Below are 21,167 nucleotides of genomic sequence, written 5' to 3' on the forward strand. Positions count from 1 at the left end.
GCCGCCAGCGCGGCGCCCGCCGCCGTCAGCGCCGCCGCAGCGCCAGCTCCCAACCAGAACCGCTTCATCTGAAACCCGTCACCCATGTCACCCATGATCATCCCATAACCATTTGCGCGGACATGCGACAGTCCTTCGATGGGGACTATTCCGTATATCCGCTTGACCGATGCCGAAGGGGGGAATAGCGGCCTAGTTCATGGCCCAGAAACCGCGCAAGACTCAACCGCGCCCCGCCAAGCCGCGCGTCATCGTCACGCGCCGCCTGCCGCCCAATGTGGAGGCGCGCATGGCCGAACTGTTCGACGCCAGCTTCAACGTCGGCGACGTCGCGATGAGCCGCACGGAACTGGCGCGCGCCATGGCGCAATGCGACGTGCTGGTGCCCACCATCAACGACCAGATCGACGCCGACCTGATCCAGGGCGCGCCCGACCGGCTGCAACTGATTGCCAGCTTCGGCAGCGGCGTCGATCATATCGACCTGAACGCCGCGCGGAAGAAGGGCGTCATCGTCACCAACACGCCGGGCGTCCTGACGGAGGATACCGCCGACATGACCATGGCGCTGATCCTGTCGGTGCCCCGCCGTCTGGCCGAAGGGGAAAAGCTGGTCCGCACTGGGCAATGGCGCGGCTGGAGCCCGTCGGGTATGCTCGGCCATCGCATCGGCGGCAAGAAGCTGGGCATCATCGGCATGGGGCGTATCGGCCGCGCCGTCGCCCGCCGCGCCCGCGCCTTCGGCCTGTCGATCGCCTATCATAATCGCCATCGCCTGCCTTTCGAGGTGGAGCAGGAACTGGAGGCGGAATGGCATGGCGAGCTGGATTCGCTGCTGGCCGGCAGTGACATTCTTTCCATTCACTGCCCGCTCAACGCCGACAGCCGCGGCCTGATCGACGCGCGGCGCATCGCCCTGCTGCGGCCGGACGCCTATATTATCAACACCTCGCGGGCCGAAGTGACCGACGAGGAGGCGCTGATCTCCGCGCTCGAAGAAGGGCGGATCGCTGGCGCAGGCTTCGACGTCTACACCCATGAGCCGGCCGTCGACCCGCGCCTGCTGTCGCTCTCCAACGTCGCTCTGCTGCCGCATATGGGGTCGGCGACGTTCGAAGGCCGCGACGCCACCGGTGCGCGCGTCATCGCCAATATCCGCACCTGGGTCGACGGCCATCGCCCGCCCAACCAGGTGCTCGAAGGCTGGGTCTGACGGGTCAGGCCGCGGCCGACTGCTGCTTCAGCTTTTCGACCACGGAACGGCCATGGGCCACCGATCCATAAGCGGTGCGCACCGCGACCTGCGTTTCCTCGTCGATCGCATCGTCCTTCAACACCCGCTCGAACTCCTCGCGCAGATAATCCTCGCCACGATCGACGGCCTGGATCACCGCCTTATCGCCGCCGCCCAATGCCACCAATATATCCTCCAGTCGGCGATGGACCGTGCCGGCCGCCGATCCGAACCTGTTCGGCTTTCCGCCCAGCGCCTGGCTGCGTTCCTGCAGCAATTCGACTGCCTTGTTGCGCTCGATCGCCAGATCGCGGAACAGCGCCTGAAATTCGGGCGATTTCGCCTTGTGGGCGCTATGTTCATACCCTTTCACGCTGTCGATGAGCGTGGTGATCAGGTCGTCCAATTTGCTGACGGCGTGATTGTTGGACATCGGCGTCTCCTTTCGATCGGGTAACAAGCGCCTATCGCCGCCGATGGTTCAACCGGGCATCTGATATTCGACCTTAATCACGCCTTATCCATGATCGCCGCGCAGCTGGAACAAGCCACCCCATCGTCGGTTGATATGTCCATCTCATCTCGTCCAAGGAAAGGGCATATTCATGATCAGGCTCGCGATCATTTCGCTCGTCATCGCAGCGGTGTTGGCGCTGCTGGGATTCGGCAGCGCCGCCGGCGCCTTTGTCGGCATCGCCAAGATTCTCTTCTTTGTGGCCATTGCCCTGTTCGTCATCTTTCTCGTTCTGGGAATCCTGGCTGGCAAGGGCGTCAAGGACGCGATAGATTGACGCCCATGACCGAGATTGGCGCTGGAGTGGATGAAACCGGCAGGTTGCTGCGCGACGATGCGGGCTTCCTGCTCCAGCGTGACCTGGGCGGCAGCTACCGTCTCGTCCTGCTGCGCGTGCCGGTCGATCATGTCGAAAAGCGCGTCCGGGTGCGCGGCTTCTACGCCGGCGATGATGTTGTCGAGGCGGAAGGCGTGGCCGCTGCTTGATTCTTGGGGCCTGACCCCTCTTGCCAAAAACATCTGGGCGCGCGATCCATTGCGCCCATGCGCAAGATTCTTTCCCTGATGCTTCTAGTCGCTGCGCCGGTCACGGCCCAGGCGCAAACACCCCATGCCCAGTTGACCAAGGTCATCGACGATCATTGGGCCTGGTATCTGTCCACGCATCCGGTCGATGCGACCGCACGCGGCGTGCGCGACTATGACGATCGCATCTACGACATCTCGCTCGCCGCCCGCGATGCGCAGATCTGGGCGGAGAAGGGCTTCGTCACAAGGCTGGAAGCCGTGCCCGCGCAGGGACTGGACGCGGCCGACCGCGTCAACCGCGACGTGCTGCTCTGGATGCTGCGCGACGATATCGACAGCGACCGGCATCCTGCCGAGCGGCTGATGCTCTTCACCACCTATTATGGCTGGCATCAGGGTTTTTCCGGCATGGCCGACGGCCTGCCCTTCTACAACCGCGCCGACTATGACAGCTACCTCAAGCGGCTTGCGCTCTATCCGAAGCAGAATGGCGACGCGCTCGCCATAACGCGGCAGGCGATCGAGGGCGGCTATGTCCAGCCCTGTTCCGTGCTCCAAAATTATGCCGGCACGATCAGTGGGATCGTCGACGGCAAGCCGGAGGACACGCGCTTCTACGAACCGTTCAAGCGCCCCAGACCCCGCGATATCAGCGATGCGGACTGGACCGCGATGCAGGCGCAGGCGCTAACGGTCATCCGCGACGTGCTGACGCCCGAATATCGCAAATGGCACGACCTGTTCGTGAAGGACTATCTGCCCCATTGCCGCAAGAGCGACAGTGCCTCATCCCTGCCGGGCGGCGCGGCCTGGTATGCCAGCCGCGTGAAGGCGCACACCACCACCGACCTGACGCCCGACCAGATCCACCGGATCGGCCTGGATGAGGTCGCCCGCATCGGCAAGCGGATGGACGAAATCGCGGCCAAGGCCGGCTATCCCAGCCGCGCCGCCTATATCCAGCATCTGCGCACCGACCCGTCCTATTATGCGAAGACGCCGGAGGAATTGCTGCGCGTCGCTGCGCGGCAGGCGAAGGCGATCGATGGGCTGCTGCCGCGCTATTTCGGCACCTTGCCGCGCCTGCCCTATGGGCTGAAGCCCATTCCGGCGGCCGAAGCGGAAGGCACCACCACCGCCTATTACGGTCCCGGCGCGCCGGAGGCGGGCATTTCCGGCACCTATTGGGTCAATACCTCGAAGCTCGACCAGCGCCCCTATTGGGAATTGCCGGCGCTGACCGCGCATGAAGCGGTGCCGGGCCATCACAACCAGATCGCGCTTCAGCAGGAATTGCCGCTGCCGCCCTTCCGCAAATATCTGGCCGGCTTCACCGCCTATGTGGAAGGCTGGGCGCTCTACACCGAATATCTGGGCGAGGAGATGGGCCTTTACGACACGCCCGAAAAGATGATGGGCCGTCTGTCCTACGAAATGTGGCGCGCCTGCCGTCTGGTGGTCGACACCGGCATCCATGCCAAGGGCTGGGACAAGGCGCGGGCGGTGGCCTTCATGAAGACCAACAGCGCGCTCTCCGACGCCAATATCGATGCGGAGGTCAATCGCTATATCAGTTGGCCGGGGCAGGCGCTGGGCTACAAGCTGGGCGAGATCAAGATCCGCGAACTGCGTGCGAAGGCGGAGGAAGCGCTGGGACCGAAATTCGACCTGCGCCGCTTCCATGACGCGGTGCTGTCGCAGGGGGCGGTGCCGCTGACCGTGCTGGAAAGCCAGATCGACAACTGGATCGCGGCGGAGAAGGCCAAGGGATAACCGTTCTACTTAGGTCCATTCTTTACTCAGAGTAATGGCGAAAGCCACAGTTTTCGGGCGGTTTGCGCTGTTCGCGGCAATATTTTGCTGCGTTGCGGCGACTTGCCAATTTGCGTCTTCTGACGTACCGGGGCCGCGTCAGCTCCCAGACCGGGCATAAAAGTCGGCAAGTGGCGCTGCGCGTCGACTCCGTGCACTTTTATGACGTTGGGAACGAGATGAGCATTTACCTGGATTATCTGGCCGAAATCGAAAGCCGTAAGACTCAGGGACTCGCGCCCAAGCCGATCGACGATGGCGCGCTCGTCGGCGATATCATCGCCCTGATCCAGGATGGTGGCAGCGAACATCGCGCCGATGCCCTGAATTTCTTCATTTACAACACGCTGCCGGGCACCACGAGCGCCGCGGGCGTCAAGGCGGACTTCCTCAAGAAGATCGTGCTGGGCGACGTCACCGTCGCGGAAATCTCCCCGGCCTTCGCGCTCGAACTGCTCAGCCACATGAAGGGTGGCCCCTCGATTTCCGTGCTGCTCGACATCGCGCTGGGCGATGATGCCGCGCTGGCCGTCCAGGCGGGCGAAGTCCTCAAGACTCAGGTCTTCCTCTACGACGCCGACATGTTCCGCCTGCGCGACGCGTTCAAGGCGGGCAATGCGGTCGCCAAGGACGTGCTGGAAAGCTACGCCAAGGCCGAATTCTTCACCAAGCTCCCAGAGGTCGAGGACGAGATCGAGGTCGTGACCTTCATCGCCGGCGAAGGCGATATCTCGACCGATCTTCTGTCGCCCGGCAACCAGGCGCACTCGCGCTCGGACCGCGAACTGCACGGCCAGTGCATGATCACCCCCGAAGCGCAGCAGCAGATTGTCGCGCTCAAGGCGCAGCACCCCGGCAAGCGCGTGATGATGATCGCCGAAAAGGGGACGATGGGCGTGGGTTCGTCGCGCATGTCGGGGGTCAACAATGTGGCGCTGTGGACCGGCAAGCAGCAGAGTCCCTATGTTCCCTTCGTCAATTATGCGCCGGTCGTAGCGGGCACCAATGGCATCTCGCCGATCTTCGCGACCACCGTCGACGTGACCGGCGGCATCGGCATCAACCTGAAAAACTGGACTAAGATGACCGGCCCGGACGGCAAGGCCATCCTCAACAATGACGGCAATCCCGTGCTTGAAGAGAAGTTTTCGGTCGAAACCGGCACCGTCCTGAAGATCGACGTCAAGAACCGGAAGCTGACCGACGAAGCCGGCAATGAGTTGGTCGACGTCGCTTCGGCCTTCACGCCGCAGAAGATGGAATTCATGAAGGCGGGCAGTTCCTACGCCATCGTCTTCGGCAAGAAGCTCCAGACCTTCGCCGCCGAAACCCTCGGCGTCGAGGCGACCCCGGTATTTGCCGCCAACAAGGAAATCACGGTCGAAGGCCAGGGTCTGACCGCGGTCGAGAAGATCTTCAACCGCAATGCCGTCGGCGTGACGCCGGGCAAGGTGCTGCACGCCGGTTCGGACGTGCGCGTCACGGTCAACATCGTCGGTTCGCAGGACACCACCGGTCTGATGACCGCGCAGGAACTGGAAGCGATGGCGGCTACCGTCATCTCGCCGATCGTCGACGGCGCCTATCAGTCGGGCTGCCACACCGCGTCGGTGTGGGACAAGAAGGCGCAGGCGAACATTCCGAAGCTCATGTCCTTCATGAACAATTTCGGCCTGATCACCGCCCGCGACCCGAAGGGCGTCTATCATGCGATGACGGACGTGATCCACAAGGTGCTGAACGACATCACCGTGGACGACTGGGCGATCATCATCGGCGGCGACAGCCACACCCGCATGTCGAAGGGCGTGGCCTTCGGCGCGGACTCGGGCACGGTTGCTCTCGCTCTTGCCACCGGTGAGGCGACCATGCCGATCCCGCAGTCGGTCAAGGTGACGTTCAAGGGCAAGATGCAGCCCTATATGGACTTCCGCGACGTGGTGCACGCGACCCAGGCGCAGATGCTTGCCCAGTTCGGCGGCGAAAACGTCTTCCAGGGGCGCATCATCGAAGTCCATATCGGCACGCTGCTGGCCGATCAGGCCTTCACCTTCACCGACTGGACGGCCGAAATGAAGGCCAAGGCGTCGATCTGCATTTCCGAAGACGCAACGCTGATCGAGTCGCTGGAAATCGCCAAGTCGCGCATCCAGATCATGATCGACAAGGGCATGGAAAACGCCGCCGGCACGCTGCGCGGCCTGATCGCCAAGGCGGACGCGCGCATCGCCGAGATTCGTTCGGGTGCAAAGCCCGCCCTGGCGCCCGATGCCAATGCAAAATATTTCGCCGAAGTTGTCGTCGACCTCGACCTGATCGACGAACCGATGATCGCCGACCCGGATGTCAACAATGTGGACGTGTCCAAACGCTACACCCACGACACCATCCGCCCCGTGTCCTATTATGGCGGCACGAAGAAGGTCGATCTGGGCTTCATCGGCTCGTGCATGGTGCACAAGGGCGACATGAAGATCCTGGCGCAAATGCTGAAGAATATCGAGGCCACCGAAGGCAAGGTCGAGTTCAAGGCGCCGCTGGTCGTTGCTCCGCCGACCTACAACATCGTCGACGAGTTGAAGGCGGAAGGCGACTGGGACGTGCTGAAGAAATATGCCGGTTTCGAGTTTGACGACGTCGCGCCGAAGACCGCTGCCCGCACCAGCTACGAAAATATGCTCTATCTCGAACGTCCGGGCTGCAACCTGTGCATGGGCAATCAGGAAAAGGCTGCGAAGGGCGACACCGTCCTTGCCACTTCGACCCGTCTGTTCCAGGGGCGCGTCGTGGAAGACACGGCCGAGAAGAAGGGTGAATCGCTCCTCGCTTCGACCCCGCTCGTGGTGCTGTCGACCATTCTCGGCCGCACGCCGAATATGGACGAGTATAAGAGCGCCGTCGTCGGCATCGATCTGACAAAGTTCGCGCCCCCGGCCGCGCATTGATCGATAGGACGGCAGTTACTTCGTAAGGGATGCCGTCGCTGCGCTCTCCGCAATGGGGGGAGCAGCGGCGGCATTGTCGTTCATGCGTTCATGATACTCCTGCCGTCTGACAAGGCGACCGGAAACGCGTAACATTATCGCGTTTCGACGGCATCAGAAACGGCCATTGATCCGCCCATGATGTTGCGATGCAGCAAGGGGCAATGGTGTGTCACACCGGGCGCACTCCGCCACCAAACGCCCCACGATCCACTGGCTGCCACCGCAGTCCAGGACACGGCATTTCCCCATCCTTGGTAATATTGCGGATTGATAGCAATTAACGCGGATTCAGCGGGCGAAGAATATGCGTCCATGGGTGTCTCCCCTTTTCTGTCCACGCAACGTTTAAAGGGAGGAAACGGATCCCTAGATAGGCGTTGCAGGCTGCGGCGCCATTTGACTTGAACACCGCAAATGTTATGGCGCTGCAGCATCGGGACATACCTGCTTCGACCATTGGTTGGGGCGCATCCCTGCCACCTTGCCGTCCGGTCTCCTATCGCCGTTCGGTAGGCTTCTGGTGGAAACGCGCCATCCTCTGGCCGAGGCCATGCGAGGAGACGCACGACTTATGACCGCCATCGGACAGGACACCCTCGGCACGCGCGACACGCTCAATGTCGGCGGCAAGGACATTGCCTATTATTCGTTGAAGAAGGCCGCAGCGAAGCTTGGAGACATTTCGCGCCTGCCTTTCTCGATGAAGGTGCTGCTGGAGAATCTGCTCCGCTTCGAGGATGGCGTCACCGTCACCACCGCCGACATCCAGGCGATCGTCGACTGGCAGAATGACAAGGGCAAGGCCGAGCGCGAGATCCAGTATCGCCCCGCGCGCGTGCTGATGCAGGACTTTACCGGCGTGCCCTGCGTCGTCGACCTCGCCGCCATGCGCGACGCGATGACCGCGCTGGGCGCCGACGCCAGCAAGATCAACCCGCAGGTGCCCGTCCACCTCGTCATCGACCACTCGGTCATGGTCGACGAATTCGGCACGCCCAAGGCGTTCGAGGACAATGTCGAGCTGGAATATCAGCGCAACATGGAGCGCTACGATTTCCTGAAATGGGGCAGCAAGAGCCTCGACAATTTCAAGGTCGTTCCTCCCGGCACCGGCATCTGCCATCAGGTGAATCTGGAAAATATCGCCCAGGCGGTCTGGTCGTCGGTCGATGCGGACGGCAACACCGTCGCCTATCCCGACACCTGCGTCGGCACCGACAGCCACACCACCATGATCAACGGCCTGGGCGTGCTTGGCTGGGGCGTGGGCGGGATCGAGGCCGAGGCCGCGATGCTGGGCCAGCCCGTCTCGATGCTCATCCCCGAAGTGGTCGGCTTCAAGCTGACCGGCGAGCTGAAGGAAGGCATCACCGCCACCGACCTGGTGCTGACCTGCACCCAGATGCTGCGCGCCAAGGGCGTGGTCGGCCGCTTCGTCGAATATTTCGGCCCCGGCCTTGCCTCGCTGTCGCTGGCTGACCGCGCGACGCTGGCCAACATGGCGCCGGAATATGGCGCGACCTGCGGCTTTTTCGGCATCGACGACAAGACGCTGGACTATATGCGCCTGACCGGCCGCAGCGAGGATAATATCGCGCTGGTCGAAGCCTATGCCAGGGAACAGGGCTTCTGGCTCGACGCCTCGGTCGATCCGGTTTTCACCGACGTTCTGGAACTGGACATGGCGACGGTCGTCCCGTCGCTCGCCGGTCCGAAGCGTCCGCAGGACAAGGTCGTGCTGACCGAAGTCGACAATGTGTTCAACGCCGACCTCGAAAAGGTCTATAAGAAGGCGGCCCCGGCCCGCGTCGCTGTCGAGGGCAAGGATCATGATATCGGTGACGGCGACGTCGTCATCGCCGCGATCACCAGCTGCACCAACACGTCGAACCCCGGCGTTCTGGTCGCCGCCGGCCTCGTCGCCAAGAAGGCGGTCGAAAAGGGCCTGAAGCCCAAGCCCTGGGTCAAGACCTCGCTCGCGCCCGGTTCCCAGGTAGTCACCGACTATCTGGAAAAGGCCGGCCTCCAGTCCTATCTCGACCAAGTCGGCTTCAACCTGGTCGGCTATGGCTGCACCACCTGCATCGGCAATTCCGGCCCGCTGGCCGCGCCGATCAGCGCCGCGATCAACAATAACGACATCGTCGCCGCCTCGGTCCTGTCGGGCAACCGCAATTTCGAAGGCCGGGTGTCGCCCGACGTGCGCGCCAACTTCCTCGCTTCGCCGCCGCTGGTCGTCGCCTATGCCCTGAAGGGCACCGTCACGACCGACTTTGTCGAAACCCCGATCGGCACCGGCTCGGACGGCGAACTCGTCTATCTGAAGGACATCTGGCCCTCGAACGACGAAGTCCGCTCGGTCATGGACGGCGCGCTGACCCGCACCATGTTCGAAACCCGCTATGCGACCGTCTTCACCGGCGATGCCCGCTGGCAGGCGATCGACGTCACAGGTTCGGATACCTACACTTGGCGCGCCGGTTCGACCTATGTCGCCAACCCGCCCTATTTCGAAGGGCTGACCATGACCCCGGCGCCCGTCACCGACATCGTGGAAGCCAAGCCGCTCGCCATCTTCGGCGATTCGATCACCACCGACCACATCTCGCCGGCCGGCTCGATCAAGGCCAGCTCGCCCGCGGGCAAGTGGCTGAGCGAGCATCAGGTCAGCCAGGCCGACTATAACAGCTATGGCGCACGCCGTGGCCATCATGAAGTCATGATGCGCGGCACCTTCGCCAACATCCGCATCAAGAATCTGATGCTGGACGGCGTCGAAGGCGGCATGACCCGCTATGAAGGCGAAGTCATGCCGATCTACGACGCGGCGATGAAGCACAAGGCCGACGGCACCCCGCTGGTCGTCATCGGCGGCAAGGAATATGGCACCGGATCGTCGCGCGACTGGGCGGCGAAGGGCACCAACCTGCTGGGCGTCCGTTCGGTCATCGTCGAGAGCTTCGAGCGTATCCACCGCTCGAACCTGGTCGGCATGGGCGTGCTGCCGCTCCAGTTCAAGGACGGCCAGAACAAGGACACGCTGGGCCTGACGGGGGACGAAACCTTCACTATCCAGGGCGTCGCGAACCTGAAGCCCCGCCAGGACGTGGACGTGATCGTGAAGCGCGCCGACGGCTCGACCTTCACCTTCACCGCGCTCTGCCGCATCGATACCGTCAACGAACTGGACTATTTCCTGAACGGCGGCATCCTCCAGTACGTCCTGCGCAAGCTCGCCGCCTGATTACAATGTTGCCGTTCGTCACTGATTACGCAGCGCCGGAAAAGCGGGCCAGATTTGTGACGGACGGCATCGAAAGAAAATTTTCGGAAGGAGCGGTGCAAATTGCCACCGCTCTTTTTTTATTGGATAATCCACTTTGCGATGGATGGGCCGAAATATTTCCAGACGGTGAGCATGGGAAGCGATACGCAATCCGTGATTGTCTGGAGAGCCGGGGATATATCCGTATTTCTCCTATGGGCACTACTTCCTATGGAGGCGAATACCAGAACGGTAACCGTCGTTTGATCGTTAATCCCAAATCGGCGCACGGTCGGGGGGATGTTGTTTCGTCCCTTGATCGACGTATAATCAGGATCGAATGCAAGGGCAGCACGATCAATTCCAACCATTCTGGTAAAAAGTCACAAATACGTAGTGGTTTAGCCGAACTGGTTGGGCAGGCGATGGCGATGGAAGAGGATGGTGCCCGCCATGCCGTGGCGATGCCCCATAGCGTATATGCCGAAGTATTGGCCCGTCGTCTGGTTACACGATGTAACAAGGCCGGAATTGAGATCGCCTTGTTAAAAGAGTGTGGGACAATGCTGTGGATCGAGCAGCCATGACTGGCTGCTGCCATTCCTAGAGCGGGATGACTTCCCATTGATTCCCTCCGTCATTGCGAGCGAAGCGAAGCAATCCATGGGAGCGCCGGTGGATTGCTTCGCTTCGCTCGCAATGACGATTCAAACAAATGTCATCATACTCTAAATATCAGCGCATCCTCCTATTCCCCATAACCCGTCATCGAAAAGGGCCGCGCCTTGACCCCGGTTGCCCATCTCCTGTTCGGTGTCGCCTGCATGGTGAAGCGCAGTTCGCCGCCCGCCCGGATTTCCGCGTCGGTCACATAGCCGCGCTCCAGCGCCTTGCCGTTCAGGGTCACCGTGCCGACATAGCGGTTGGCGTCGGACAGCCCCTCCGTAGCCACCGTGAAGCGCTTGCCGCCCGGCAGCGCCATCTCCGCCCGGTCGACGAAGGGCCGCCCGATCACATATTGGTTGCTGCCCGGCGCGACCGGATAGAAGCCGAGCGCCGTGAACACCAGCCAGGCGGACATCTGGCCCAGATCGTCATTGCCCGCCAGCCCATCGGGCGTCGGCTTATACTGGCTCTCGACGATCTGCTTCAGCCGCTCCTGCGTGCGCCAGGGCTGGCCCGCATAGCTGTAGAGATAGGCGACATGGTGGCTGGGTTCGTTGCCATGGATATATTGGCCGATCAGGCCCGCTATATCCTCCGCATGGCTATAGTCGATCTTGCTGTTGTCATAATCGAACATGGCGTCCAGCTTCGCCACCGCCTTGGCATCGCCGCCCAGCAGGCGGAACAGGCCGCCCTGATCCTGCGGCATGAACCAGCTATATTGCCAGGCATTGCCCTCCGTATAGTCGCTGCCATAGTTGATCGCGGTCGGATCGAAGGGCGTGCGGAACGACCCGTCCGCCTTGCGCGCGCGCAGGAAGCCGGTCTTCGCGTCGAAGCTGTTGCGCCAATATTGCGCCCGTTTCTCGAACCGCGCGGCCGTGGGCATGTCCCCCAACTGTCGGGCGAGGCGGGCGATGGTCCAGTCGTCATAAGCATATTCGACCGTCTTCGACGCCGCTTCCGGTTCCCGGTCGATGGGGACATAGCCCAGCTTCACATAGTCGCCCAGGCCGCCATAGGGCGCATAGTCGGCGCTCGCGACCATGGCTTTCAGCGCCGCCGCGCAATCGATGCCCCTGATCCCCTTCAGGCAGGCATCGGCGATCACCGGCACGGCATGATAGCCGATCATCGTCCAGGTTTCCTTGCCCGCGAACTGCCAGACCGGCAGGATGCCGAAGGGACTGGTCTTCTGGCTGGCGACCAGCGAGTTCACGAAATCGGCGTTCTTCGCCTCCGGCTGGATCAGCGTCAGCAGCGGATGCTCGGCCCGGAACGTGTCCCACAGCGAAAAGGTGGAGTGCATGGTGAAACCGGCGCCTTCATGCACCTGATCGTCCGGCCCGCGCCAACGTCCGTCGGCATCGCTCCAGACGCCGGGCGCCGTCAGGCTGTGATAGAGGGCGGTGTAGACATTGGTGCGCATGGCGCTCGGCGCATCGATCTTCACCGCGCCGAGCGCGTCGTTCCATGCGGCGCGGGTCTTCGCGCGGATCGCGTCGAAATCGCCCGGTTCGCTGGCGAGGTTGGCGATCGCGCCATCCTCGTCCACGCCAGACAGCGCGACCTTCACTTCCAGCGGCTTCGTCAGCGCGCCGAAGTCGAACTGCGCCACCAGCGCGCGGCCGGACAGCGCGTCCAGTGTCTCCGGTCCACGGCCCGGCCCCTTGAACCCCTTGTAGAGAATGTCCTTTTCGGTGCTGACGAAGTGATGCTCGGTCAGCGGCGCGGAAAAGCGCATGGCGAAGAAGAGGCGTCGCGGGGCCGCCCAGCCGCGCACTTCGCGCGATCCGGTGATCGTGCCGTTCGGCCGGATGCGCACCGACGACCAGAGAATCTTGCCCGGATAGTCGTAGATGATGCTACGCAGGTCGAGCAGCAGATGCGCGGCCTTGCCGACCGGGAAGGCATAGCGATGGACGCCGACGCGCGTGCCCGCCGTCATTTCCGCCCGCACGCCCGGGTCGGTCAGGGTTACGGCATAATAGCCCGGTGAGGCCAGCTCGTCGGCCTTGCGCGATCGGTAGCCGGCCTTGTCGGGCGTCCCCGCCTCCAGCGGCACGCTGTCACCCGCGACCGGCATCACCAGGAAATCGCCAAGGTCGCTATGGCCCGCGCCGGAAAAATGGGTGTGGGAAAAGCCCAGGATCGACGGGTCTTCATGGCGATAGCCGGCCGCCCAGTCATAGGTCTGGCGCGCCGGTCCGACATGGGTGTCGGGCGACAGCTGCACCATGCCGAAGGGCGCGACCGCGCCGGGGAAGCTATGGCCTTCGCCCGACGTGCCGATGAAGGGATCGACCGCATCTGCCGGATCGGTCGCGGGCGGCTGGGCGGGGAGGGCGGTGCCGGCAAGAAGGCTGGCGGCGAAAAGCGCGCGGGCGATGGGAAAGCCTGTCATGCGCCGGTTAAATCATGGCTTTGTGCAGCGGCCAAGGGCGATAGCGGTTATTTTTGCGCGCCAAGAAAGGCTGGGGTGGCCGCGCCCCGCATGATTGTCTACCGTCCGAATCAGCAATGAAAAGAGCACTGATTGTTCGTCATGTGCCGCGCGAAGGCGCGGCGGGGTATCTCCAGCCGATCGAGGCGGCGGGCTATCATATCGATCGTATCGATGTGGCCAGCCCCGATTTCGCGGATGTCGACCTGTGCGATCCCGATCTGCTGATCATGATGGGCGGCCCGATGGGCGTCTATGAACAGGATATCCATCCCTGGATACCCGTCCAGATCGCGAAGCTGGCGGCGCGACTGGCGGCGGACCGGCCGACCCTGGGCGTGTGTCTGGGCAGCCAGATGATCGCGGCGGCGCTCGGCGCGCGCGTCTATCCGGGCGGAGCGATGGAACTGGGTTTCGCGCCGGTGACTGTCAACCGGGCGGGGGCGGCGTCGCCCCTGCGACATATCGATGATGTGCCGATCCTGCACTGGCATAGCGATACGTTCGACCTGCCGGACAATGTCGAGCTGCTGGCGTCGACATCCAGATATGCGAACCAGGCGTTCCGACGTGGTCCCAATCTGCTGGCGCTCCAGTTCCACGCCGAAATGGGACAAGACCCGCGTTTCGAGGAATGGCTGACCCATTTCTGGGCCGATCTCGACGTGGCGCAGCAATGCGGCATCGCCCTGCGCGAAGATCATACTCTACACGGTCCGCTCGCCGTCGCGGCTGGACGCGCGATGATCGGCGAGTGGCTGGCGGGAATTGAAACAGCCTGACGTCGCCCTGTTCAACACCGGCGATGAGCCGCAGGATGTCGGCATCAAGCTGTGCGATCTCGGGGGCGGCGGGCCGGTAGTGGTGCTTCCCGTTTCCTGACTTCGCTCGAAACGAGCGGAGTAGGGGATTACTTCCGCACCGCCGCGCTCTTGTCGCGCACCGCCTTGAACTCCGATCCGGCTTTCCATTCCGGCCAGCGGGTCGAGTTCGCCAGGTCACGGCCGATCTCCAGCATCAGGTCGACATCCTGCGCCGCGCCGTCGAGCTTCCATGTGTCGTCCACCGCGTCGCACGCCTGATGATAGCATTTTCCGGTATAGGCATCGATCCACGCCTGACCCGCTGTCCGGCCGCCATCGACCAGATCGGATGCACCGGCGAGGCCCATCATCAGCAGCACGGGTACGCCGCGCTTGGCCATGGAAAAATGATCGGCGCGGTAGAAAAGGCCGCGTTCGGGCAGACTTTCCTGCGTGATGACGCGGCCCTGCTTCGTGGCGAAACGGGCGAGGTCATCTTCCAGACTGTTCTGCCCCTTGCCGATCAGGATCACGTCCTTCGCCTTGCCTGCGGTCTGGAGCACGTCGATAGTCAGGTTGGCGACCGTCTTGTCGATCGGATAGACCGGGTTTTGGGCATAATGTTCGGAACCGAGCAGACCGCGCTCCTCCGCCGTCCAGGCGGCGAAGACGATCGATCGGTCGGGTGCGGGGGCGGCCTTGAAGGCGCGGGCGATCTCGAACAGGCCGGCAATGCCCAGCGCGTCGTCATTGGCGCCGGCGCGATAGACGCGGCCCTGCGCGTCGGGCGCGCCCTTGCCATAGGCGTCCCAATGGGCGCCATACATCACCGTTTCGTCAGGGCGCGTGGCGCCGGGGATGCGGGCGAGGACGTTGGCGCTCTGCACGACTTCCTGTTTGACCGGGAAGGCGGCGGAAAATGTCGCGCCCTTGAGTTCCACCGGCCTGAACTTCGCCGAGCGGGCCTGCTTGCGCAGTGCCGCCAGATCCTGCCCCGCGCCTGTGAACAATGCGTTGGCGGCGTCGCCTTCGATCCAGCCCTGCACCTGAAGGCTCGTCAACCTGTCGGTGGAGCGGACGAGATCGTAATTCTCCCCGCCGGGGCTGACGACCACGTTCCAGCCATAGCCCGCACCCGGCGTGTCATGCACGATCAGCGCGCCGATCGCGCCGCGTCGCGCGGCTTCTTCGAACTTGTAGGTCCAGCGGCCATAATAGGTCATGGTCTTGCCCCCGAACTTGCCGAACGGGTCTTCGCCTTTCGCCGCCTCGAAATCCGGGTCGTTGATCAGGAAGACGGCGACCTTGCCGTTCAGGTCCACGCCCTTGAAATCGTCCCAGCCACGTTCGGGGGCGGAGACGCCATAGCCGACGAAGACCATCGGCGCGCTGGCGACGGCAACCTTGTCCTTGGGCTGGAGGGTCGAGAGATAGACGTGCTTGCCAAAGGTCCAGGGCGTGGCCGCGCCATTCTGCGCAACCTGCAAGCCCTCCGCCTGACCGAGGCGGGTATGGAGCAGCGGCACGGTCTGCACCCATTGGCCGTCCGGGCCGCCCGGCTCCAGCCCCAGCGCCTCGAACCGCGCGACGAGATAGCCGATCGTCCGTTCCTCGCCGATCGTGCCGGGCGCGCGGCCTTCGAACAGGTCGGAGGCCAGCGTGCGGACCGACTGCTCCAGGCGCTTCGGCTCGACGGTCTGGGCATGGGCGGCCGAAGGAAGGAGGGAAGGGGCGGCGGTCAGGCCAAGGGCCAGGGCAAGGATGCGCAATGTCATTTCCTTGCCTTAACCCCGCACCCGCGCAGGGGGAAGGGGCGTCAGAATTCGGTTTCGAGTTCGATCAGCTCGTCCGGTTCGGCCCGCGCCGCGTCGATCCACTCGCGCATCAGCGGCCAGCTGTTGATGGTCTGGCAATAAGCGGCGGATTTTTCCGACACGGGCACGGCATAGGTCAGAAAACGCTGGGCCACCGGGGCGAACATGGCGTCGGCGACCGTCGGCTTGCCGCCGAACAGCCAGGGGCCGCCATGATTGTCCAGGCATTCGGCCCAGATCGTTTCTACCCGCTCGATATCGGGGCGCGCGCCGGGAAAGACCGGGAAACGCGCATGGCGGACCTTCAGGTTCATCGGCAGCGCGGAGCGCAGGTTGGTGAAGCCGGAATGGATTTCGCCCGACACCGACCGGCAATGGGCGCGGCTGATCCGGTCGATCGGATACATGCCGGCCTGCGGATAGAGTTCGTGGAGATATTCAGCGATCGCCAAAGTGTCCCACACGCTCGCGCCCTCATGGGTGAGCCGGGGCACCAGCACCGATGGGGACAGGAGCAGCAGTTCCGCGCGATTTTCAGGATCATCGAGTGCGATCGTTTTTTCGACGACCCGCAAGCCGGCCAGCCGGCACAGCAGCCAGCCGCGCAACGACCAGGAAGAATAATTCTTGCTGGAAAGAGTAAGTTCCGCGACGGCCATGGCACCCTCCTGCTTTAGGCCAAACTCACATTAATGATGATGCGGTGCAACACAAAAAGCCTGTATAGCGTTTCAGCAAAGGACCGATTCGGTTTACAGGATTTATATAAGGCAAGTTTGCGAATATGCGGATGCTCTATAGCGGTTATCAGGCCTGGAACGACATGCTGACGCCGGCGCGCCTGGGCGCGCAATGGGCGCTGCGCATGAGGGACAGGATGGGACCGATGGCCGACTGGGCGATGCCCCGTCGCATGTTCGCGCTGATGGACGTGTTTCAGGGCGCGAAACTGACGCACAAGCGCCCCGGCTATGACATTCACACCGTCACCAGCGGCAATGCGCAGGTGTCGGTGCGTGAGGAAATTGTGCTCGACCTGCCCTTTGGCGACCTTCTGCATTTCGCCAAGGACGAAGTGGAAGTCGACCAGCCGCGCGTTCTGGTCGTGGCGCCCATGTCGGGCCATTTCTCGACCTTGCTGCGCAGCACGGTTGCAACATTGCTACGCGACCATGACGTTTACATCACCGACTGGAAGAATGCGCGCGACGTGCCGTTGGAGGCGGGGCGGTTCGGGTTCGACGACTATGTCGATTATCTGATCCGCTTCATGCAAGAACTGGGCGAAGGGGCGCATCTGGTGTCGGTATGCCAGCCCTGCGTTCCGGCCATGGCCGCCGTCGCGCTGATGTCGGAGGACAAGGACAAGGCGACGCCGCGGTCGATGACGCTGATGGGCGGGCCGATCGATCCCAATGCCGCGCCGACCGCGGTGAACGATCTGGCCAATGAAAAGTCGATCGAATGGTTTGAGGACAATCTGATTTCCGTCGTGCCGTTCCGCTATGCCGGGCGCGGGCGGGAGGTTTATCCGGGCTTCCTCCAGCTATCCGCCTTCATGTCCATGAACATGGAGCGGCACGGGGCGCAACATCGCGAACTCTATCAGTTGCTGGCCGACGGCAAGACGGTCGAGGCCGACAAGATCAAGACCTTCTATGAGGAATATTTCGCGGTCCTCGACATGACCAAGGAATTTTATCTCGAAACCGTCGACATGGTGTTCCAGCGCGCCTTGCTGGCCAAGGGCGAACTCACGGTGCGCGGCCGCAAGGTCAATCCGGGCGCGATCCACAAGACGGCGCTGCTGACGGTCGAAGGCGAGCGGGACGATGTCTGCGCCGTGGGCCAGACATCCGCCGCGCACGCGCTCTGCACGGGTCTGCGCCCGCACCTCAAGCGCCATCATCTCCAGCCGGGCGTCGGCCATTATGGCGTCTTTTCCGGCAGCAAGTGGGAAAAGCAGGTCTATCCGCAGGTGCGGAGCATGATCCTGGCGATGAACTGACAGGCGCGCCGGCGGACCGGCGCGGTGCAGGGGGGAGAGGCGGGTCAGGCGACCGCCAATATCTCCCCCTCATCCTTGCCATAATAAGCGCGCTCGTCGAGAATGCCCTCGCGCTTGGCGACGATCGTGCCGACCAGCACCTGACCCGCGACATTGACCGCGGTGCGGCCCATGTCCAGGATCGGATCGATGGCGAGCAGTAGGCCCGCGCCCTCCAGCGGCAGGCCCAGGGTCGAGAGCGTCAGCGTCAGCATCACGATCGCGCCGGTCAGCCCCGCTGTGGCCGCCGATCCGATCACCGACACGAAGACGATCAGCACATAATCGATGAAGTGCAGCGGGATGCCGTAGAAGCCCGCGACGAAGATCGCCGCCAGCGCCGGATAGATGGAGGCGCAGCCGTCCATCTTGGTGGTGGAGGCGAGCGGTATGGCGAAGGCGGCATAGCCCTTGTCGACGCCGAGCCGCTCGGTCACGGTTTCGGTGACGGGCAGGGTGCCGACCGAGGAGCGCGAGACGAAGCCGAGCTGGATCGCGGGCCATGCCTTGGCGAAGAAGGGGCCGGGCTTCAGCCCATTGGCAATCAGCAGGGTCGGATAGACCACCAGCAGCACCAGCGCGAGACCCAGATAGACGGCGGCGGTGAAGGCGCCGAGCTGCGCCAGCGCGCTCCAGCCATAGGTGGCGATGGCGGTGCCGATCAGCGCGGCCGACCCGATCGGGGTGAGACGGATGATCCAGCCCAGGATCGCCCGCACCACGGCAAGCAGCGACCGGACGAAGGCCAGGAACGGCTCCGCCTTGTCCCCTACCTTGAGCGTGGCGAGGCCGACCGCGATCGAGATGACCAGGAGTTGCAGGATGTTGAAGCCGACCGTCGTGGTCGCCGCTCCGTCCGTGATCTTGGTGCTTCCCGACAGGGCGAGGCTGTTGCCCGGCACCAGCCCTTTGAGGAAATCGAGCCAGCCGCCCATGGAGTCGGGCTTGCCGATGGCGAGTGCCGTGCCATGCAGACCGGCGCCCGGTTGAACGATCAGGCCGATGGCAAGGCCGATGCTGACCGCGATCAGTGCGGTGATGGCGAACCACAGCAAGGTTTGCCCGGCCAGCCGCGCCGCATTGTCGAGCGCGCGCAGATTGGCGATCGACGCGACGATGGCGGCGAAGACCAGCGGCGCGACTACGGCTTTCAACAGCGATACGAAGATCGATCCCGTGGTCTTGAGCGTCGTGGCAAGCCAGTTCAGCTCCCCGTCCGGTCCGCTACCGATCTGGCGCGCGACAAGGCCCAGCGCCAGCCCCACGACCATGCCGGCCAGCACCTGAAATCCGAAACTGCGATAGTGGAGGGCCATGACTTTTTCCTCTGGGCGACCGGCGCTTTATATCGAATGCGTTACGTCCGATTGCGCGCAAGCAATTCTTTCAAGCAAGTTGCCATCAACTTTTCTCGTCATTGCGAGCGCGGCGAAGCAATCCATTGTCGCTCCATGGATTGCTTCGCTGCGCTCGCAATAATGAATCGAGATGAATGGACACCATCCAATCACTGCAACGCGGATGAGGTGGCCCTCTTTCCACGCTTCTGCCCATTCAACGCATTGGCCGGGCCGATCCGCTATGCCACAGATGCACTATCGGTCCATCGGGGAGTGCAAATATATGGATATAAGGGGCGCATTTTTGGGGATGGCGCTGCTGGCCGCGCCGCAGGGCGCTCAGGCAGCCGCGGATTCGGGGGTGGCGAAGGACATTCTGATGCGTTCCATCGCCTTCAAGACCGTGCAGGGCGAAGGGCAGGTGCCCCGGCTGGCCGCCTATTATGCTTCGGTGCTGAAGGCGGCGGGCTTTGCCGATGCGGACATCGTCATCACGCCGATGGGCGAGACGGCGACGCTGGCCGCGACCATCAGGGGCAGCGACCCGAAGCTCAAGCCGCTTGCGCTGATCGGCCATATGGACGTGGTGGCGGCGAACCGCGCCGATTGGACCCGCGATCCCTTCGTGCCGGTCGAGGAAAATGGCTATATTTTCGGGCGCGGGTCGGAGGATAATAAATATGACGTCGCGATGATGGTCGCGACCCTGGCGCAGTTGAAGAAGGAAGGCTGGAAGCCGCGTCGCACCGTCATCCTGCTGCTGTCGGGCGATGAAGAAACGAATATGGTCACGACCAGGGCGCTGGCGGCGCAATATAAGGACATCGCATTGCTGCTCAACGGTGATGGCGGCGGCGGACTGCTCAACGACGATGGCAAGCCGGTTCTCTATCAGTTGCAGGCAGGGGAGAAGGCCTATGCCGATTTCGAGATCGGTTTCACCGACGCGGGCGGCCATTCGAGCGCGCCGACGCCGGGCAATCCCATCTATCGCCTGGCGAAGGCGATCGACCGGATCGCGGCCTATCAATTCCCGCCGATGCGCAATGAACTGACCAGGGCATCGCTGGCGCTGTCGGCCGACCGGATGAAGGGCGAGATCGGCGAAGCGATGCGGTGCTATGCGGAAACCGGCGATCAGGCGTCGGCGGACCTGCTTTCGACCCGCCCGGAATTCATCGGCCAGGTGCGCACCACCTGCGTCGCGACCATGGCGCAGGCGGGTCATGCGCTCAACGCCCTGCCGCAAAGCGCCAGGGTCAGCGTCAATTGCCGCATCTTCCCCGGTGTGGCGATCGCGGATGTCAGGGCGCAGCTGGTGAAGATTGTCGATGATCCCGGTGCGACGGTGTCGACATTGGGCGAACCGACCGCCAGCGATGCCTCACCGCTCCGGGCCGATGTCATGCAGGCGGTCAGGGAAGCGGTCACGGCGCGGGCGCCGGGCGTCACCGTGATGCCGGGCATGTCGGCGGGCGCGACCGACAGCCTTCATTTCCGCGCATTGGGCGTGCCCAGCTATGGCGTGTCCAGCCTGTTCATGAAGGCGGAGGACGGCTTCGCCCATGGCCTCAATGAACGGGTGCCGGTCGCGGGCATCCGGGACTCGCTGGAGCAGTGGGACCGACTCGTCCGGGCGCTGGCGAAATAGGCGCCGTTGCCGTTCGTTTCGAGCGCAGTCGAGAAACATCGTGCAAACGCTTCTCGACACGCC

Annotated in this window: 15 protein-coding genes; 10 read left to right on the forward strand and 5 right to left on the reverse strand. The window is 63.2% G+C overall.

What is annotated here, in order from left to right:
- Window positions 1-199: 199 nt before the first annotated feature.
- A complete protein-coding gene (locus AC58EF_RS11830) occupies window positions 200-1,213 on the forward strand; it encodes a 2-hydroxyacid dehydrogenase (RefSeq protein WP_497276452.1) in 1,014 nt (337 codons plus the stop codon).
- A gap of 4 nt (window positions 1,214-1,217) precedes the next feature.
- Here the strand turns inward: AC58EF_RS11830 and AC58EF_RS11835 are convergent, their stop codons facing one another.
- Complete coding sequence (locus tag AC58EF_RS11835; RefSeq protein ID WP_497276454.1) at window positions 1,218-1,667, reverse strand: ferritin-like domain-containing protein; 450 nt, start codon at window positions 1,665-1,667, stop codon at window positions 1,218-1,220.
- A 172-nt stretch (window positions 1,668-1,839) separates the two neighbouring features.
- Between AC58EF_RS11835 and AC58EF_RS11840 the strand changes: the two genes are divergently transcribed.
- The 6 genes from AC58EF_RS11840 (at window position 1,840) to AC58EF_RS11865 (ending at window position 10,927) form a co-directional block, all read left to right on the forward strand.
- A complete protein-coding gene (locus tag AC58EF_RS11840) occupies window positions 1,840-2,025 on the forward strand; it encodes a DUF1328 domain-containing protein (protein ID WP_497276455.1) in 186 nt (61 codons plus the stop codon).
- Between the two features lie 5 nt (window positions 2,026-2,030).
- Window positions 2,031-2,234, forward strand: a complete 204-nt coding sequence (locus AC58EF_RS11845) for a DUF5818 domain-containing protein (protein ID WP_497276456.1) — start codon at window positions 2,031-2,033, stop codon at window positions 2,232-2,234.
- 57 nt (window positions 2,235-2,291) lie between these two features.
- On the forward strand, window positions 2,292-4,049 hold the full coding sequence (locus AC58EF_RS11850; protein ID WP_497276458.1) for a DUF885 domain-containing protein: 1,758 nt from the start codon (window positions 2,292-2,294) through the stop codon (window positions 4,047-4,049).
- A 218-nt stretch (window positions 4,050-4,267) separates the two neighbouring features.
- Window positions 4,268-7,033 (forward strand): bifunctional aconitate hydratase 2/2-methylisocitrate dehydratase, encoded by a 2,766-nt coding sequence (locus AC58EF_RS11855; RefSeq protein ID WP_497276459.1) that lies wholly within the window; start codon window positions 4,268-4,270, stop codon window positions 7,031-7,033.
- 613 nt (window positions 7,034-7,646) lie between these two features.
- Window positions 7,647-10,319 carry an aconitate hydratase AcnA gene (gene acnA / locus AC58EF_RS11860; RefSeq protein WP_497276460.1) on the forward strand — a complete coding sequence of 891 codons (2,673 nt, stop codon included), beginning with the start codon at window positions 7,647-7,649 and terminating at the stop codon, window positions 10,317-10,319.
- A gap of 5 nt (window positions 10,320-10,324) precedes the next feature.
- Complete coding sequence (locus tag AC58EF_RS11865; RefSeq protein WP_497276462.1) at window positions 10,325-10,927, forward strand: hypothetical protein; 603 nt, start codon at window positions 10,325-10,327, stop codon at window positions 10,925-10,927.
- A gap of 161 nt (window positions 10,928-11,088) precedes the next feature.
- Here the strand turns inward: AC58EF_RS11865 and AC58EF_RS11870 are convergent, their stop codons facing one another.
- Window positions 11,089-13,410 carry a GH92 family glycosyl hydrolase gene (locus AC58EF_RS11870; protein ID WP_497276463.1) on the reverse strand — a complete coding sequence of 774 codons (2,322 nt, stop codon included), beginning with the start codon at window positions 13,408-13,410 and terminating at the stop codon, window positions 11,089-11,091.
- A gap of 116 nt (window positions 13,411-13,526) precedes the next feature.
- Here AC58EF_RS11870 and AC58EF_RS11875 point away from each other — a divergent pair, with 116 nt between their 5' ends.
- Entirely contained in the window at window positions 13,527-14,231 is a 705-nt protein-coding gene (locus tag AC58EF_RS11875; protein WP_497276464.1) for a glutamine amidotransferase, read from the forward strand.
- 128 nt (window positions 14,232-14,359) lie between these two features.
- Here AC58EF_RS11875 and AC58EF_RS11880 read toward each other — a convergent pair whose 3' ends face one another.
- Both AC58EF_RS11880 and AC58EF_RS11885 read right to left on the reverse strand, forming a co-directional pair.
- A complete protein-coding gene (locus tag AC58EF_RS11880) occupies window positions 14,360-16,027 on the reverse strand; it encodes a M28 family metallopeptidase (RefSeq protein ID WP_497276465.1) in 1,668 nt (555 codons plus the stop codon).
- A 41-nt stretch (window positions 16,028-16,068) separates the two neighbouring features.
- On the reverse strand, window positions 16,069-16,725 hold the full coding sequence (locus AC58EF_RS11885; protein ID WP_497276467.1) for a glutathione S-transferase: 657 nt from the start codon (window positions 16,723-16,725) through the stop codon (window positions 16,069-16,071).
- 125 nt (window positions 16,726-16,850) lie between these two features.
- Between AC58EF_RS11885 and AC58EF_RS11890 the strand changes: the two genes are divergently transcribed.
- Window positions 16,851-18,074: a polyhydroxyalkanoate depolymerase gene (locus tag AC58EF_RS11890; protein ID WP_497276468.1), complete on the forward strand. Its 1,224-nt coding sequence runs from the start codon at window positions 16,851-16,853 to the stop codon at window positions 18,072-18,074.
- Between the two features lie 44 nt (window positions 18,075-18,118).
- Here the strand turns inward: AC58EF_RS11890 and AC58EF_RS11895 are convergent, their stop codons facing one another.
- Window positions 18,119-19,429, reverse strand: coding sequence for a dicarboxylate/amino acid:cation symporter (locus AC58EF_RS11895; protein ID WP_497276469.1), 1,311 nt, complete (start codon window positions 19,427-19,429; stop codon window positions 18,119-18,121).
- 307 nt (window positions 19,430-19,736) lie between these two features.
- On the opposite strand from AC58EF_RS11895, the gene AC58EF_RS11900 reads away from it, so the two are divergent.
- The gene (locus AC58EF_RS11900) at window positions 19,737-21,104 is read left to right on the forward strand and encodes a M20/M25/M40 family metallo-hydrolase (protein ID WP_497276471.1); all 1,368 of its coding nucleotides are present in this window, start codon (window positions 19,737-19,739) and stop codon (window positions 21,102-21,104) included.
- Window positions 21,105-21,167: the final 63 nt, after the last annotated feature.

Source organism: Sphingobium sp. WR1 (assembly GCF_059693745.1).

Coding starts and splice junctions, on each gene's coding strand:
- AC58EF_RS11830 (WP_497276452.1), top strand. CDS start 200: ATGGCCCAGAAACCGCGCAAGACTCAACCGCGCCCCGCCAAGCCGCGC.
- AC58EF_RS11835 (WP_497276454.1), bottom strand. CDS start 1,667: ATGTCCAACAATCACGCCGTCAGCAAATTGGACGACCTGATCACCACG.
- AC58EF_RS11840 (WP_497276455.1), top strand. CDS start 1,840: ATGATCAGGCTCGCGATCATTTCGCTCGTCATCGCAGCGGTGTTGGCG.
- AC58EF_RS11845 (WP_497276456.1), top strand. CDS start 2,031: ATGACCGAGATTGGCGCTGGAGTGGATGAAACCGGCAGGTTGCTGCGC.
- AC58EF_RS11850 (WP_497276458.1), top strand. CDS start 2,292: ATGCGCAAGATTCTTTCCCTGATGCTTCTAGTCGCTGCGCCGGTCACG.
- AC58EF_RS11855 (WP_497276459.1), top strand. CDS start 4,268: ATGAGCATTTACCTGGATTATCTGGCCGAAATCGAAAGCCGTAAGACT.
- acnA (WP_497276460.1), top strand. CDS start 7,647: ATGACCGCCATCGGACAGGACACCCTCGGCACGCGCGACACGCTCAAT.
- AC58EF_RS11865 (WP_497276462.1), top strand. CDS start 10,325: ATGTTGCCGTTCGTCACTGATTACGCAGCGCCGGAAAAGCGGGCCAGA.
- AC58EF_RS11870 (WP_497276463.1), bottom strand. CDS start 13,410: ATGACAGGCTTTCCCATCGCCCGCGCGCTTTTCGCCGCCAGCCTTCTT.
- AC58EF_RS11875 (WP_497276464.1), top strand. CDS start 13,527: ATGAAAAGAGCACTGATTGTTCGTCATGTGCCGCGCGAAGGCGCGGCG.
- AC58EF_RS11880 (WP_497276465.1), bottom strand. CDS start 16,027: ATGACATTGCGCATCCTTGCCCTGGCCCTTGGCCTGACCGCCGCCCCT.
- AC58EF_RS11885 (WP_497276467.1), bottom strand. CDS start 16,725: ATGGCCGTCGCGGAACTTACTCTTTCCAGCAAGAATTATTCTTCCTGG.
- AC58EF_RS11890 (WP_497276468.1), top strand. CDS start 16,851: ATGCGGATGCTCTATAGCGGTTATCAGGCCTGGAACGACATGCTGACG.
- AC58EF_RS11895 (WP_497276469.1), bottom strand. CDS start 19,429: ATGGCCCTCCACTATCGCAGTTTCGGATTTCAGGTGCTGGCCGGCATG.
- AC58EF_RS11900 (WP_497276471.1), top strand. CDS start 19,737: ATGGATATAAGGGGCGCATTTTTGGGGATGGCGCTGCTGGCCGCGCCG.